Source organism: Sorangium sp. So ce834 (assembly GCF_051521425.1).
GTDB classification, from domain to species: Bacteria; Myxococcota_A; Polyangia; order Polyangiales; family Polyangiaceae; genus Sorangium; species Sorangium cellulosum_D.
Genome location: NZ_CP150351.1, coordinates 4,357,308 through 4,371,981 on the forward strand (window position 1 = coordinate 4,357,308; position 14,674 = coordinate 4,371,981).

11 protein-coding genes are annotated in these 14,674 nt (G+C 72.2%); 7 read left to right on the top strand and 4 right to left on the bottom strand.

All coding sequences use genetic code 11. The features are described from left to right. The first annotated feature begins 256 nt into the window (after positions 1 to 256). Both WMF20_RS15945 and WMF20_RS15950 read left to right on the top strand, forming a co-directional pair. Positions 257 to 1,210, top strand: coding sequence for a LysR family transcriptional regulator (locus tag WMF20_RS15945; RefSeq protein ID WP_437614538.1), 954 nt, complete (start codon positions 257 to 259; stop codon positions 1,208 to 1,210). Positions 1,211 to 1,224: 14 nt separating this feature from the next. Further along, positions 1,225 to 1,854 (top strand): class I SAM-dependent methyltransferase, encoded by a 630-nt coding sequence (locus WMF20_RS15950; protein WP_437614540.1) that lies wholly within the window; start codon positions 1,225 to 1,227, stop codon positions 1,852 to 1,854. A 78-nt stretch (positions 1,855 to 1,932) separates the two neighbouring features. On the opposite strand, the gene WMF20_RS15955 is transcribed toward WMF20_RS15950, so the two are convergent. After that, positions 1,933 to 2,751: a hypothetical protein gene (locus WMF20_RS15955; RefSeq protein WP_437614542.1), complete on the bottom strand. Its 819-nt coding sequence runs from the start codon at positions 2,749 to 2,751 to the stop codon at positions 1,933 to 1,935. Positions 2,752 to 3,403: 652 nt separating this feature from the next. Between WMF20_RS15955 and WMF20_RS15960 the strand changes: the two genes are divergently transcribed. Next, a complete protein-coding gene (locus WMF20_RS15960) occupies positions 3,404 to 4,438 on the top strand; it encodes a hypothetical protein (RefSeq protein ID WP_437614544.1) in 1,035 nt (344 codons plus the stop codon). A gap of 115 nt (positions 4,439 to 4,553) precedes the next feature. Here the strand turns inward: WMF20_RS15960 and WMF20_RS15965 are convergent, their stop codons facing one another. Beyond that, positions 4,554 to 5,816 carry a hypothetical protein gene (locus WMF20_RS15965; protein WP_437614546.1) on the bottom strand — a complete coding sequence of 421 codons (1,263 nt, stop codon included), beginning with the start codon at positions 5,814 to 5,816 and terminating at the stop codon, positions 4,554 to 4,556. 563 nt (positions 5,817 to 6,379) lie between these two features. Between WMF20_RS15965 and WMF20_RS15970 the strand changes: the two genes are divergently transcribed. The 4 genes from WMF20_RS15970 (at position 6,380) to WMF20_RS15985 (ending at position 12,223) form a co-directional block, all read left to right on the top strand. Beyond that, positions 6,380 to 7,798 carry an RNA polymerase sigma factor gene (locus WMF20_RS15970; RefSeq protein WP_437614548.1) on the top strand — a complete coding sequence of 473 codons (1,419 nt, stop codon included), beginning with the start codon at positions 6,380 to 6,382 and terminating at the stop codon, positions 7,796 to 7,798. Between the two features lie 430 nt (positions 7,799 to 8,228). Further along, positions 8,229 to 8,801: a sigma-70 family RNA polymerase sigma factor gene (locus WMF20_RS15975; RefSeq protein ID WP_437614550.1), complete on the top strand. Its 573-nt coding sequence runs from the start codon at positions 8,229 to 8,231 to the stop codon at positions 8,799 to 8,801. 491 nt (positions 8,802 to 9,292) lie between these two features. Then, positions 9,293 to 10,519 carry a cytochrome P450 gene (locus WMF20_RS15980; protein ID WP_437617133.1) on the top strand — a complete coding sequence of 409 codons (1,227 nt, stop codon included), beginning with the start codon at positions 9,293 to 9,295 and terminating at the stop codon, positions 10,517 to 10,519. A 195-nt stretch (positions 10,520 to 10,714) separates the two neighbouring features. Next, on the top strand, positions 10,715 to 12,223 hold the full coding sequence (locus tag WMF20_RS15985; protein WP_437614552.1) for a hypothetical protein: 1,509 nt from the start codon (positions 10,715 to 10,717) through the stop codon (positions 12,221 to 12,223). A gap of 37 nt (positions 12,224 to 12,260) precedes the next feature. Here the strand turns inward: WMF20_RS15985 and WMF20_RS15990 are convergent, their stop codons facing one another. Continuing rightward, a complete protein-coding gene (locus tag WMF20_RS15990) occupies positions 12,261 to 13,112 on the bottom strand; it encodes a hypothetical protein (RefSeq protein ID WP_437614554.1) in 852 nt (283 codons plus the stop codon). Positions 13,113 to 13,392: 280 nt separating this feature from the next. Beyond that, the gene (locus tag WMF20_RS15995) at positions 13,393 to 14,292 is read right to left on the bottom strand and encodes a fibro-slime domain-containing protein (RefSeq protein ID WP_437614556.1); all 900 of its coding nucleotides are present in this window, start codon (positions 14,290 to 14,292) and stop codon (positions 13,393 to 13,395) included. Positions 14,293 to 14,674 lie beyond the last annotated feature (382 nt).

A 14,674-nucleotide genomic window follows, 5' to 3' on the forward strand; every position in this document is an offset into this window, starting at 1 on the left:
TCACCTCAGGGGGACAGAAGATCCCTTACGCGATCCGCTCGCTCCTGGGAAAGTGCCGCTGTATTGATAAATTGGCGCGCATCGCTGTACGTGAGCGGACTCCACCCAGTTCACATGGTTTCCTCCTCGACTGGGCGTTCTTCTTGACGCGCGCCTCGGCCGCCACGTCGACCCGCGGCGCCTCGGCGCCCTCGGTCACGGCGGCTCGTGTGTGCATCTGTCGCGCGCACCCGCGAGGGGTATGCTGGCGGGCATCGTGGACTGGGATGACGTGCGCCATTTTCTCGCGCTCGCTCGAACGGGCTCCGTTCGCGCGGCGGGCTCGATGCTCGGCGTGAGCCACTCGACCGTGGCGCGGCGGGTCGAGGCCCTCGAGACGCGGCTCGGCGTGAAGCTGTTCGACCGGCACCGCGATGGGTACCTGCTGACGGACGCGGGCAACGAGATGGTCTCGGGGGCGGAGCGCGTCGAGCGGGAGATGGCCGCGCTGGAGCGCGGCCTCGCCGGGCAAGACGCGCGGCTCGAGGGGCCCGTGCGGGTGACCTGCACCGACCCCTTCATCGCGAAGATCCTCCTCCGCGCCCTGGCCGGTCTCTGCGAGCAGCATCCCGGCATCGAGCTCGAGCTGGATGCCGATGCCAAGAACTTGGATCTGTCGAAGCGCGAGGCCGACATCGCGGTGCGCGCGCTCGTTCCGAGCGCGTCCCCGCCGGAGCACCTGATCGGGCGGCGGCTCGTCCCCATCACCCTCTGCAACTACGTCGCGACCGCGCACGCTGCCCAGCTCGACCCCGAGCGCGGCGCGCGGCCCGCGCGCTGGCTCGGATCCAACCTGCGCAAGATCGCCGAGGAGCTCGTCGCGTCGTCGAGCTATCCCGAGGTTCCGATCTGGGGCACGTTCGAGTCGATGGCGATCATGATGGAGGCCGCACACGCGGGCCTCGGCTTCGTGATGCTACCCACTTACGCCGGCGATCCGGAGCCAGGGCTCCACCGCCTCGCGAAGCCGGACCTGCGCTACGTCGGCGACTTCTGGCTCCTCAGCCACCGCGACCTCCGGGACAACGCGCGCCTGCGGGCCGCGCGCGACGGCATCACCGCGGCGATGACAGAGCGCGCAGCGCTGTTCCGCGGCGAGGCCGAGGGGTGGCGCGAAACTGCGCCCCTGCGTCACGAACTTGCACCGGGCGCAGACGCGCCGCGTGCATAGAATCGTCGACCACGATGAGCACCGACGCCAAGTTCTGGGACGGCATCGCCGAGAAGTACGCCGCCAAGCCGGTGGGGAACGTCACGGCCTTCGAGCGCAAGAAGGCCATCACCCGCGAGCACCTGCGCCCGGGCTCGACGGTCCTCGAGATCGGCTGCGGCACCGGCTCGCTCGCCCTGGAGATGTCGCCGTTCGCCGGCCACATCCACGCGATGGACGTCTCGTCCGAGATGATCCGCATCGCCGACCAGAAGAAGCAGGTCCAAGGCGTGACCAACGTCACCTTTCGCCAGGGCACGCTCGACGGACGTGCTCCGGTTGAGCCCGAGCACTTCGACAGCGCCTGGGCCTACTCCCTCCTCCACCTCGTCCCCGATCGGAGGCGCACCCTCAAGGCAATCTTCGACCTCCTCAAGCCTGGCGGCTCGTTCATCTCGTCCAACGTCTGCCTCGGCAGCACCTGGGTGCCTTACGGCGTGATCATCACGGTGATGCGCTGGTTCGGGAAGGCGCCGGTCGTCTATGTCTACGATCGCGAGACGATCCTCCGCGAGATGCGCGAGGTAGGGTTCGTCGAGATCGAGGAGAGGGAGGTTGGTGCTGGGGGGATGGTTGCGTTCGTCGTAGCGAAGAAGCCGGGGTAGCGCGCAGCTCGCTGCGACCGAAGAAAGCGAGCCGGCGATCGCGATGGTGGCGTCGCGCATGCGCACGCGGCGCGCGAGTCAGGCCGGCTCGCCGGCGCCGTCGGCGGCCGCGCCGGTCGCCGGCGGGGCGGCCGGCGCGGGCGGGGCGCCGCTCGTGGCCTCGCCCTTGGCGCCGCCATGGGCCCGCCGCGCGCCGGCCTCGCGGTGCACGTCGAGCGGGCGGAGGGCCTTCCGGGCGGCCTCGATGGTCGCGGGCTCGTCCTCATCGACCATGGCGGCGACCTTTGTCGCGTAATTGACGATGGCAGTCTGGATGGCGCGCACGTGCGTGGCGAGGTTCGATGTCGTGGCGGCCTCCTTCTGGAGCTTGTCCCGCACCATCGCGTCGTAGCGCGGCAGGACATTGCCGATCTGCTCGAGGAACTCGGGCCCGGCGAGCGCGTCGATCTCCGGCTTCAGGCCCGCTTCCTCGATGTGCGCGAGGATGGAGGCCATGACCGTGTTCTGCACGGAGTACTCGGCCGTGAGGAACGAGAGGCCGTCATCGCCGAAGAGCTCCTTGACCAGCTCTCCGGCGCGCCGCGCCTGCGGGTAGCGCGCTTCGGGCAGCATCGAGGTCGCGATGAGGCGCATGCGCAGCGCCCCGAAGCTCCCGTCGGCCTCCCGGTCGAGCCCCCGCACGTCGTCCTCGGACAGGGCGCCGTTCACCCGGCGGCGCGCGGTGAGCGCCCTCTGGCCTGCCTCCCCGGCGGCCTTCAGCTTCGTACACGCCTTGGCGACGTTCTCGGGCACCACCTCCGGACAGGCTGCGACCAGCGCGTTGGCGAGGGTCACGCCATTGGCGATGTTGATGATGGGAGCGCGAACGTAGATCGAAGCATCAAACGTTGAGTCCATCGTGGCACGATGAGCATGGCGCTCTCCCACGTCCAGCGCTCCTGTCGTCGTTAATGTGCTATCGGCCGCGCGGGTGCGCGGCGCAGCGGATGTCCACCGAGGTGCTGGAGCGCGGGGCCTCGCACGGGCGGGGAGGGCCGGGGCGATCCCGGACGAGGGCGGGGCGGTCGCCAGGGGGCCACCCGCTTCCGGAGACTCGTCGGCGGGTCGCCGGCAGGCGGGGAGATACCCCGGGGGTCGCTCGGCGGGTCGCCGGCAGGCGGGGAGATACCCCGGGGGTCGCTCGACGGGTCGCCGGCAGGCGGGGAGATACCCCGGGGCGTCTCGGAACGGGTCGCCGTCGCGCTGGCGCGGGCCGATCGGGCTCTTTCCGGAGGTCGTCGACCTGCTGGAGAGGCCGGGAGGCCTCCCGGAACGGGTGATCGACCCGTCCGGCAGACCTCGAGGCCTCCGGCGCCCGCCGGCGCGGGCGTGGCGGGTCGCCGCGGCCCGGAAAAATCCGTTGCCGGATGCGGGTCGTGGTCCGTAATTCCAGTCGGTGCAGGTCGCAGCCGGCCGTGGCCCCTCGCCGTCGACCTGCGGCCCTTGCCTGACGCTCGAGCGGAGTCCCTTGCGCCATCCACGTCTGAACGCCATCGGGTGGAGTCTTGCCGTGTCCCTGGCGCTGGCCGCGCCGCCGGCCCTCGGTCAGGTCCCGCCGGGCGGCGCGCGGCTGTCCTACACGCGCGGCCCGGGCGCGGAGGGGTGCCCCGAGGAGCAGGCGCTCCGGGATGTCGTCGCCGCGCAGCTCGGCGGGACCGATCCGTTCGTGGACGGCGGCGGCGGCCGGCGGGTCGAGGTGGTCCTCGCGCGCAAGGGGCGGCATTTCCTGGGAGAGATCGCGCTGTACGACGGCGACGGCCGGCGGCTCGGCGGCCAGGAGCTCACGAGCGCGGCCTGCGGGGCGCTGGTGGAGGACGTCGGCACCGCCCTCGCCATCGTGCTGCGCCCGGTGCGATCGGCGCGGGAGCCGGCGCCGTCTCAGGCGGCGCCGGAGGCGACGGCGCCGCCGGAGACAGCCTCCGCGCCGGAGCTGCCCGAGACGGCCTCCCCGCGAGCGGCGCCGGCGGGTTCGCCGCACGCGCCGGCCGCAGCGCCGGCCCCGCCGTGCCGGCCCGTCGCGCCGGCGCGGCCCGTGGAGCGCCGTGACGCCGCGCTGGCCGGGCTGCGGCTTCAGGTCGGCGTGGGGGCGCTGATCAGCGAGGGATTAGCGCCGGCCCCGGCGGTCGGGTTCTCGGGGTTCGTGGGGGGCCGGTGGGAGGCGTTCTCGCTCTCGCTGGAGGGACGCGTGGACCTGCCGGTCGCCGCCAAGCCGTATCAGGGGAGGATCTTCGGGGTGTCCTCGCTTGGCGGCTCGGTCGTCCCCTGCGGGCACGTGGCCTGGCTCTTCGGCTGCGGCCTCGCCACGGCGGGCCGCGTGCGGCACTTCGGTATGGTCAACGTCGCGGGGGAGGCGTTGCAGCCCTACGCGGCGCTCGGGCTGCGCGGCGGCGTTGAGGTGCCGTTCTCGGACGACCTTGCCGCGCGGCTCACTGGCGAGCTCGTGGCCAACCTCGCGCGTCCCACGCTTCATCTCGCTGGCGGTGAGAATTTGTCCGTGGCCGGCACCTCCACGGCGGGAGGCTTGCACCTCGTCGCTTCGTTCTGATCCGGGCTCGGTTGTTCGCCGATCGGAGCGCGCGGGCCTGGAGCATCGCGTGTGCTGGAAGGATGTGGATGAGGCTCCGCGTGGACGCAGCCGTGAGGACCCAGGTCCACCCGCCTCAGGCAGGTACCGGATCAGGGATCGGCGCAGGGCGGCAGCAGAGCGTCGCTGCGCCGAGCAGCGCGACGCCGCCGGTCGGCCCGCCGCCCGTCGGCTCGCACGTCCCCGCATCGAGGCTGACGACGCTCGCCGATTTGCTCCCGAGCGCCGTCCCGGGGGAGATCGCGCCGCAGAAGGGGGCCGCGGAGCTCACCACCACGCCGACGGCGAGCTGCGAGCACGCCTCATCGCTGAACGCCGACGCCAGGACGCTGCAGGTGCCGCCGGTAGGCTCGGCGCAGCCGCAGGGGGCACAGCCGCGCGTGTCCTCGGCGCCCGCGTAGAAGACGTGCCGGTCCGGGTAGGTCGCCGGGCAGTCCCGCTCTCCTTCGCGGTGGATGCACGTCAGGAACCCCTCGGGCGGTGCGGCATCGCCGGCCGGCGGCGCCGGGGTGCAGGTCATCCCGGGATCGGCGCACGGCGCGAACGCGGTGCCGGTACACGCCCGGGCGAAGGTCGCGAAGCTCCCGGCGCCTTCAAGCTCCTCCGGCTCCCCGGGTCCCTCCGCGATCCTCGGCGCGCAGCTCCCCGGGAGCACGCGGGGGGCCGGGATCTCGAGCGACTGCGCACACAGGGCGCCGTCGCACATCTGTCCGGCGGCGATCGCGCCGGCCGAGGTGCAGGACCCGTCCCAACCTCCGGGAGCAGCGAACGGCGTCTCGGCGGCGCCGGGGACGTCGCACGGAAAGCTGGCGTAGGTGCTCCACGCCGCCGGTAGCTCGCACGACGCGTCCGGCGGGTCGCACAGGCAGGCCGGGCATGGGCGCGGCCCCCCCGCCGTGAAGTCCGCGCGGCCTTCGTAGGCGACGATGGGCGCGGCGGCGGGGCACCCCGGTGCTCGGTCCTCCGGGCCGATCCAGAGCAGCGCCGGCTCGGACCAGCCGAACGGCTCCCTCGGCACGCATTGCCCCGGACAGGCCGCCGGCGTGCTGGTGTCGAGCTCGGGGACCGTCGCGCTGTCGAAATCGGTGCCGGCATCCCCGTCCGCGCAGTCCTCTCCTGCGTCCGAGCCGGCATCCCCGCACGCGGACGCGTCGGTGCGGGCATCATAACAGGGACCGCCCGGGTCAGTGGCACCCGGGAGGGTCGGATCCTCGCAGACGTCCACGAAAGTGCCGTACCCATGGACCTCGCATCCGCCAGCCAACGCCCCCAGGCCGAGCGACGCGGCGCCCCCTGCCGCCACGATCCCGTACTTCCAGCGACGATTCAGCCTTGGCATGTCGTTGCCGTCTCCCTTGTCAAGCTCGCGTCACCACCGATCCGACGCACCGAGGTCGATGACGTGAGCCACGAGACCACAAGGCGAGCTTCGCGACAAGACCGGCGCCTCGCGAGCTTCGCGTCTCCGCATTGCGGAGCTCGAACTGCTTTTCTCAGATCGGTTTGCTCGACAGCGCTCGCGTACCGCCCTTGCGGACGCCGGGCGACATCGAGCGCGCGGGACTGCTCCGAGAGAGTCTCCTCAGTACGCTCCTGCGCGTGCGTCGGGTCGATTTTGAAGCGAAACGAGGAGACTTAGAGCGATACGACAACGCACGAGGAAGCAGGGCAACGTCTGGGGAGGAGCTCTTCACGAGCGAGGCAGGGCCGCCAGAGCGGCCCTCTGTCCAGTCCATAGGGCGCCGCGCGCGAGGTGCCACGTGCTCCCCCGGCGAGTCCACCGCCGCCGAGCTCAGGCGTCATGCCCCCCCGCCACCGTCCAAGGCCGCGCACCCCCGATTTTTTTTCTGCCCCGCGTACGATTTCGCCACAATCCGGCCAGTCTAGCGGGAAGAAGCAGCGATGACGGAGCCTCAACCCCCCCGGCCTCCGCTGGCCCCCGCCCATGACACCGACCCCGGACCGGCAGCCGACACCGACCCCGGACCGGCGCCCGAGCCGCCCCCGCGGCCGTCCTTCGAGGAGGTCTACACGGGCCTGCTCCGGTACGTCCTCCGGGTGCTCTGGCGGATGGGGGTTCCGGCGCGGCACCTGCGCGATGTGGCCCAGGAGGTGTTCCTGGTCGTCCACCGCCGCTTCGAGGACTACGACCCTCGCTTCTCCATGAAGGCGTGGGTGGCGAGCATCGCGTCGCACCTCGCCCTGCGGCACCAGCGGCTCTCCCGGAACCGGCGGGAGCTGCTCGCGCGCTCGGAGGCCGAGCGCATCGACGTCGTGGACCCGAGCGACGACGCGGAGCAGCGGTTCGCACAGGCCGAGACGCAGCGGATCGTCCGGGCGCTCGTCCAGCGCATCGAGGGCGACCGGCGCGTCGTGTTCCTCCTGTACGAGCTCGAGGGGATCGAGATGCGCGATATCGCCGCGGCGCTCGAGATCCCGGAGAACACCGCGTGGGACCGGCTGCGGCGGGCCCGCAAGGAGTTCGCGGCCGCGGTCATGCGGCTCGGCGCGAAGGAGCGCGACGCGCTCGGCGTGCACGCGCGCTCCGCGCTGGCGCCGCTCGCCCTGGCCCACGGGCCGCTGCTGCTCGAGCTCGGCGACGCCCGGCTCGACCTGCCGGAAGGCCACGGCGAGCTGCTCTGGGCGCGGCTTCAGGCGCGGCTCGCCCTCCCGGAGGGCGACGGGGGCGCGCCGGCCGCCGAGGCTGCGCGCGCCTTCCCGCCCGGCGACGGCGCGGCGGAGGCCGTCCTGGGGTGGGAAGCGCGCCGCGCCCCGGCGAGCCTCGCGCGGGCGGGCATCCGGGTCACGCGGGCGAAGCTCGCCGCAGCAGGCGCGGCGCTGTTCCTGGGCGGGGCCGGCACCGGCGCCGGCGCGCTCTACGCGGCCCTCCCGCGCCCGGCCCCGCCGGAGAGCGCCCTCGTCCGCGGCGACGTGCTCGCGGCGCTCCCGGCGCGCGCGGGCGCGACGGCCGCGCTCGCCGACGTCCCGGCGGCCCTGTCCTCGCCGGCGCCGGCGCCGCCTGCCGCGACCGGCGCCAAGGCGGCCGTCCCGCCGATGGACACCGACTTGACCCTGATCCAGCGCGCGATCGCCGCGCTCGGAGCGGGAAGAGCGACCGAGGCGCTCGAGGCGCTCGACCGCCACGCGCGGAGCTACCCGCGCAGCCCGAGAGCCCAGCAACGCGAGACCCTGGCGATCCAGGCGCTCGACCAGAGCGGCCGGCGCGCGGAGGCCGCGGCGCGAGCCGCCCGGTTCCGCGAGGCGTTCCCCGGCAGCGCCTACCTGCCCGCCATCGAGGACGCGTTGAACGGCGCTCCGTGAAGGCGAGCCCACGCCCCCACGCCCGCTCGCGTCCTCGATCGCAACAGCGAGCCGTCAAGGCACCGTGAGCACCAGGAGATCTGCTTCTCCGGCGGGCGTCGATGACGTCTTGATGCCTCTCGACCCTCTCTCTGTCTCCCTCTGGCCCGTTCCGCCCGAGATCGCGCTCGATCCGTCACCGCGCCGGCGCGAGCGCCGCGCCGGCGTCACGGGCGTGAAAACGAGCGTGCCTGATCGATTTCGCAGCGAAGCGCGAGATCGCCGGGGAACTCGCGCGCATGGATGCGTCATTCGACGAGCGGCGATGGATCACCCTGGAACGCAACACCGGCGTGCTGCGGCGCGCCGCCGGAAGACCCACTCTCCATCGCGAACGCTCGCCCCGCTGCCTGCCGGCGGCCAGCCGAGGCGCGGTGCGCCGGAGATCCCGATGAGCCGTCGCACGCGCGGCGCGCCGCCTGCTCCGGCGCGCTCGACGCCGCGGCGTCCCGCGGCCTCGCCGCCCATCGACGCCCTCGTCGCGGAGCGGCGCCTGATCGCGGCCATGGTCGTCGCTTGCGGCGTCCACGCGCGCGATCGCGAGGATGTGCTCCAGAACGTGCTCATGGCCGCCTGGAGAGGCGTCCAGGAGGGCAGATACCGCCCTGATCCGCGGGCCGATCCGCGCCGCGCGCTCCAGGGCTGGCTGCACGGCATCACGTGGCGGCAGGCGGGCCATCACCTGGAGCGCGCCCACGTCCGCCGAGAGATCCCGGTCGACGACCCGCGCGCGCTGGTCGGCGAAGGCTGCGTCGACCTGGAGGGGAGGCTCCTGGCCCGCGCCGCGCTCCGCGCGCTCGTCGAGCTGCCCGCGCAGCACGGCGAGCTCCTCCTCGCCGCGGCAGGTCCCCAGACCATCACCGCCCGCGCCAGGGCGCACGGGCTGAACCCGGCCACCACCGCCCGCAGGCTGCAGGCCGCCCGAAGGGCGCTCGCCGATCGGATCGCGCGGCGTAGCTGGTAATCCAGGCGCCGCCGCCGCTCCGGAACGCTTCGTCGGCCGTGACGCGCGAGGCAGCTCCTCTCTGACGACACGACGAAGCACGGAGTCAGCCGCCGGCGCTCTCTCTCGGCCAGACACGCGCTCGGAGCATCCTTCATCATCGCCCGATGTCCGCGACAAGCCTTCTCGGCGCTGCACCGGAATTCCTCGAGCGCGGCGTCGTCGACTCGAGGTGGCGGCGGGGCCGCGCTTTCGGCGAGCTCCGCAGGTCGGATTGACGGGGCGGGCGATCTCGCGGAGGATCCCGCCCCGCGATCGAGCCCGGAACAATCCACATCGACGGGCGACGATCGGCGATCGCCAGCGATTCTGCGCCCACGTCACCTGCATCGAACAGCGGAAGCCGTACAACCGAAGGGACGCGCCCCATGACCGCTTTGCCCGATGGCCTCACCAGCAGCCTCCTGATGAACGTGCGGGGGATCCTCGACCCGATCGGCTTCACGCTGCGCATGCGGAAGCGCTACGGCGATCCGATGTCGCTCCCGAAGATGAACGGCAAACCGGTGCTGGCCACCGGCAGCGTGGAGGGGCTGCGCTCCGTGTTCGCGGTGCCGCCGGAAGCCCTCGACCAGATGCTGGGCGAGAGCTTCACCGCGGCGATGGGAGAGTCGTCGCTGTTCGCGCTCTCGGGCGCGCGGCACGCGGCCATGCGCAAGCTGCTCATGCCGCCGTTTCACGGGCAGCGCATGCGCCTGTATGGCAAGCAGATCTGCGACCTGACCCTGCAGTGCTCCCAGGACCTCAAGCCGGGCCTGCAGCTTTCGGCGCAGGACCTCATGCACAAGATCTCGCTGCAGACGATCATCCACCTCGTGTTCGGGGTCACCGCGCCGGCGGAGGTGGCGCGCCTCGAGACGCTGCTCGAGGAGCTGCGCAAGTCCTTCTCCATCGGCCTGAACGTCACCCTCGTCATCCCCGCGCTGCGCCGGGAGTTCGGGGGCTTCGGCCCGTGGGCGCGCAGGCTGCGCGCGACCCAGGACCTGCGCAGCTTCCTCGATCCGGAGATTGCCCGCCGCCGCGCCGAGCCCGCCGAGCGCACCGACATCCTGAGCCTGCTCCTGGAAGCCCGCCAGGAAGACGGGACGGCGCTCGACGACCAGCAGATCTTCGAGCAGCTGCACACGCTGCTCTTCGCCGGGCACAGCACGACCGCGGGCGCGCTCTCCTGGGTGCTCTATTTTCTCGGACACGCGCCCGCCGCGCTGCGCCGGCTGCAGGACGAGCTGACGGCGCTGGGCGCGGATCCGGAGCCCGAGGCGCTGGCCAAGGCGCCGTACCTGGAAGCGGTGTGCAACGAGACGCTGCGCCTGCGCCCGCCCACGCCGGGCGTGGGACGCAAGCTGAATAGGCCGATGCAGATCGCGGGCTACGAGCTGCCGGCCGGAGCAGGCGTGTTCGCGCAGATCATCTGGGCCCACCACGATCCCGCGGTATTTCCGGATTCGGAGGTGTTTCGGCCCGAACGATTCCTGGAGCGGACCTATTCCCCCTTCGAATTCCTGCCGTTCGGCGGCGGCAATCGGCGCTGCATCGGGGCCGCCTTTGCGCTGTACGAGATGAAGCTGATCCTGGGCACGCTGCTGCGGCGCTACAGCTTCGAGCTCGTGTCCAAGAAGCCAGTGCCGGTGGGGCTGCAGGGGCTGCCTGGCGCTCCGGTGCGCGTGATCGTCCGTTGACCCGTTCGGCGTCCTAGGCGTCGGCCGGCCCCGGCGCGGGCGAGCCGTTCACCCTGTCGCGGATCATGCACCGGAGGAGGGGGCCACGAGAGGGGCCCGCCGAAGCGCGCGGTCCGCCGGGCCGACGCGCAGGGCTTGACCTCGCGACCGGCCTCCCGGCAGACTCCCGCGCCTCGCGGACCTATGCTGCCAAAATTGTGCATCACCACACCGTTCGCGCTGGCATCCGCGTTGCTCCTCGAGGCCGGGACCGCGCGCGCGTCGGGCGCGCTCGAGCTCACGGGCGCTCCCACGAGCGCCAATGGGCTGAACGCGCGGGCGCTCGCGCGGGGACCGGAGGCCGCGTTCTTCAACCCGGCGCTCCTGCCGGGCGCCGCGGCGACGACGCAGGCGGGCTTCTTCGTGCTCGTCACCCACGGCGACATCACCCTCGCTCCGCGCCCTCCTGGCGTCGACGTGCCCGAGTCGGTGTACGACGGCCAGATCCGGAATCCGGACGGCTCGACCTCTCGGCTCACCCACCGGCCCATGCCCGCGTCGAAGCTCCCGAGCCCTCGGGAGGACACGCGCGAGCGTGACGCCATCACGTACGCGACCCTCGGGCTGGTGCGGCCGCTCTACGAAGATCGCCTCGTCCTGGGCTTCTACGCCCTGCTGCCGATCAGGAGCTTCCAGGAGCAGCGGCCCTTCTTCCCCGACGAGCGCGCGCAGTACTTCTCGAATCGACTGGAGTTCGAGCTGCTCGGAGATCGCTTGTCGCTCACCAGCCTCGCGGTGTCGATGGCAGGCCGGATCACCCGCTGGCTCTCCGTCGGGGCGGGCGTCGACGTCACCATCGGCACCGCCGCGCGGACGTCCGTCCACGTGCCCGACGCGGGCGACCAGCGGACCGCGCTCATCAATCCCGAGGTGGAGGTCGAGAGCGTCTTCGCTCCTTACTTCGCGTTCGCGACAAACCCGACACCCTGGCTGCGCCTCTCGGCCACGCTCCACCTGCCCTCGGCGTCGGACACCGACGGCGAGAACAGGATCCGCTTCTGGAACTACACCTATCCAGAGGGCGAGAGCGCGGTCCCCCAGGTCTATCGCATGACGCTCGGCCACGAGCCGACGCGCATCGGGCTCGCGGCCTCGGTCGCGGGCCCGCCGAGCGGCGACGGGGCGGGCGAGCGCGCCGCGGGCTCGAAGAGCCCGGCGCCGCCCGCCTGGGAGCTCGGCGCGCACGCTCTCCTGACGCGGTGGTCCGAGTACCGCGATCGGCACGCCGAGCGCCCGTCCGATCCGTGGTCGACCACCGTGTCCGTGGGGCTCGGCGGCTCGGTCGTGCTGCGGAGCCGCAGGCTCTCGGCCGACGTCGCCTTCACGCCGTCTCCCGTGCCGGACCAGACCGGCAGGACCAACTACGTCGACAACTCGCGCCTCGCGGTCAGCGCCTCGTTCGAGACGCCGGTGTCGCTCTTCGGCGCCGACTTCGGCGTGGGGGCGTTCCTGCACGGCCAGCTGCTCGTGACGCGCGAGGTCGAAAAGAGCCGGTCGGCCAGGGACCCCGTGTTCGACGAGGTCCCCGACAACCTGGTCGACATCGTGAGCGGCGATGCGCTCGAGGGCGTCGCCGGCCTGCAGACGAACAACCCGGGCTATCCCGGCTTCTCCAGCGGAGGATGGCTGGCGGGCGCCGGCTTCGTCCTGCGGCTGCCTCAGTGAGCAGCGCCGCCGAGCCCGCCGCCGCCCGGAGAGGGCATCACTCGAAGAGCGTCTCGGCCGCTGCCTCGATCCAGGCGCAGTCCGCGTCGTCGGGGATGCGGACCATCACGAAGGTGCTGTTGCACTCCTCCGGATCGGGGTAGGTCCTCGACGCCGCCGTGCTCGCCTTCAGGATCGGAGGATCCGTGTCGAGCACGCTCTGCTCCGACGCGAACCCGAGGCGACCCTCGATGCGATCGGCCGCGACCGCGACGCCGTCGAGCTCGGTCCACTTCCGCTCGGCGACGTACACCGAGCCGTCGATGAGCCCCTGGAGCTGAAGCGTCATCCCCGGGTGTCCGTCCTCATCTTGGTCCACGACCCGGGCGTCCGCCGGAGCCGTGGGCAGCTCGTCCTGCGCGGGGTCCTCGAGCGCCGCGCCGACCACCTCGTAGAGGCGTCCGAGCTGGTAGCGGCGTCCTCTTCCTTCGCTCGCCGCAAACGTGCCCTCGCGCGCCACCGGCGCGAGCGCCTCGCGGAAGGTGTCGGGGATGACGGCGTGCACGATCGCGTCCGGATCCTCGGTGTAATGGTCGCAGTACGTGCCGTTGAAGGAGATGGCGTCGCCGTCTTGCTGCTGGGTGACGAGCAGCACGCTGACGATGCGCGTATGGAACGGATCCAGCCCCTGCGCCTGGGTGAGCTGCGACCCGACGGCCCGGTACGCCCACGTGCCGGAGACGTCGGCGATGTCCGGCGCCGCGGTCGGAGCGCAGCCCGGCGATGGCCCGCCCGCACCTCCCGACCCGCCGGAGCCCGTGCTCGTCGTCGCGCCCGCGCTGTCCTCCGAGCCCGATCCGCAACCCAAGAGGGGCAAGATAAGCAATGCTGTGAGCAGGTTGTTCCTCATCGAAGCTCCATGCGTCGCCGGCCCGCGAGTCTCGGCGGCCATGGGGATGGCCGCGTTCGGTCGCCCGTGGCCAGCTCGTCTGCGTCCGGGCGACCGGCGCGGGTGTTAGCACGAGCGCGCGCGCCGGCGGTACGTCGATAGCGTGTCTCGAAACAACATTTCCTCGACCCTGTCAGGAGGGCGACATGTCGGCGTGCCTCGAGCGGCTCGCGGCGCTCGGCGCCCGGGTCGCGCGGCCCGCTCCAGGCGCGCCGAGCTGGCGCGCAGCGCGCGCTCGGCGCTACTTCAGGATCGGGTCGCAGTTCGTGAACGTGAGCGACGTCGATATCGAGAACATCGACCCGGCGCCGTGGCGCTCCGCGTGGAAGAAGTCGAGGGGATACTCCTCGCCGACCTCGATGCCGAGCTCCTCGGCGCTCGCGTCGAGATCGACGTACGCCGCGGTCGCGCCGTGGAGCCCGCCCATGTCGATCGCGAGGCGCCTGTTGATGAACACCCAGAGATCGTCGTCCCCGACGAACCAGAAGACGTCGCCGGGCCGGTACTCGAAGGTCATGTGGAGCTCGTACGTGAAGCCGTAGTTGTGCTCTCGCCCCTCGTTGCCCCACCCCTGATCGTCGATGGGGAAGAACTCCTCTCCGTAGAAGTGCCCGAAGCCGCGCTCGCTCACCTTGAGGGGGACGACGTACGGAATCGATAGGTTGACCGCAGGGTCGTCGTGATACCACTGATGAAACGCCTCGGGCCCGGTCGTGTGATCCGTGCCGCCCTCATGGGCATAGACCGGCTTGTCGTCGGGGCCGAGCTCGGGCTCGACCAGGCCTGTCATCCCCTCGCCCGCGAAGTACTCGAAGTCGGGGTGTCCGCCCTCGGAGTAAAAGGCCTTGAAGTCGCGCACCACCCCCACGAGGTGCGGATCGCAACGACCGTCCCCGCCGGCGCCGGCGGTGCCTTGGGGGGAGCCGCCGCCGGCGCCGGGCTCCATGCCGGGGTCATCGCCGCCGGCGGTGGACGTGGACGAGGAAGAGGCGGGCGATGACGATGTCGTGGCCCCGAGCCCGCGACCGATGGTGGCGATCTCGGGGGTGCACCCCGCGAGCGCCGCGCCCGTCGAGAGGAAAAAGGCCAGGAACGGCGGGGTGCCCGCGCGGGGGGCTGCCGTGGGGTGGACCGGCTTCATAGAGAGCGTCTCCTGCGCGTGGATGCCGCCGAGGTCGGCGGTCCATCGGGCAAACCGACGCGAGCGCGTAGATTGACGGGAGGGAGCTGCCTGATGGGGCGCCGCCGACCATCTCGGACATCTCGGAGATACCGATGGGTCCTCGCCGCTCTCCGAAGGGCGCCCGGGCCGCGCGCCCTGGGCGGCGAACCAGGGTAGGGCTCGACCGGCCCCGGCCGGCTCGTCGCGCTGCGTCCTCAGAGGCGGCGCCGTCGCGCCCACCTTGACAACCTGATGGCCCTTCGCACGATTCGTCATCGTGGGGGCTCATGCGTACCGGGACCGACGATCACACAGAGCCAGGCGCGCTCGTTGTCGACCATGCCCGCCGCCCGGGGCTGGG

Bases quoted from the DNA above. Each gene is read 5' to 3' on its own strand.
- WMF20_RS15950 (WP_437614540.1), top strand. From the start codon at position 1,225: ATGAGCACCGACGCCAAGTTCTGGGACGGCATCGCCGAGAAGTACGCC.
- WMF20_RS15955 (WP_437614542.1), bottom strand. From the start codon at position 2,751: ATGGACTCAACGTTTGATGCTTCGATCTACGTTCGCGCTCCCATCATC.
- WMF20_RS15965 (WP_437614546.1), bottom strand. From the start codon at position 5,816: ATGCCAAGGCTGAATCGTCGCTGGAAGTACGGGATCGTGGCGGCAGGG.
- WMF20_RS15970 (WP_437614548.1), top strand. From the start codon at position 6,380: ATGACGGAGCCTCAACCCCCCCGGCCTCCGCTGGCCCCCGCCCATGAC.
- WMF20_RS15975 (WP_437614550.1), top strand. From the start codon at position 8,229: ATGAGCCGTCGCACGCGCGGCGCGCCGCCTGCTCCGGCGCGCTCGACG.
- WMF20_RS15980 (WP_437617133.1), top strand. From the start codon at position 9,293: ATGCGGAAGCGCTACGGCGATCCGATGTCGCTCCCGAAGATGAACGGC.
- WMF20_RS15990 (WP_437614554.1), bottom strand. From the start codon at position 13,112: ATGAGGAACAACCTGCTCACAGCATTGCTTATCTTGCCCCTCTTGGGT.
- WMF20_RS15995 (WP_437614556.1), bottom strand. From the start codon at position 14,292: ATGAAGCCGGTCCACCCCACGGCAGCCCCCCGCGCGGGCACCCCGCCG.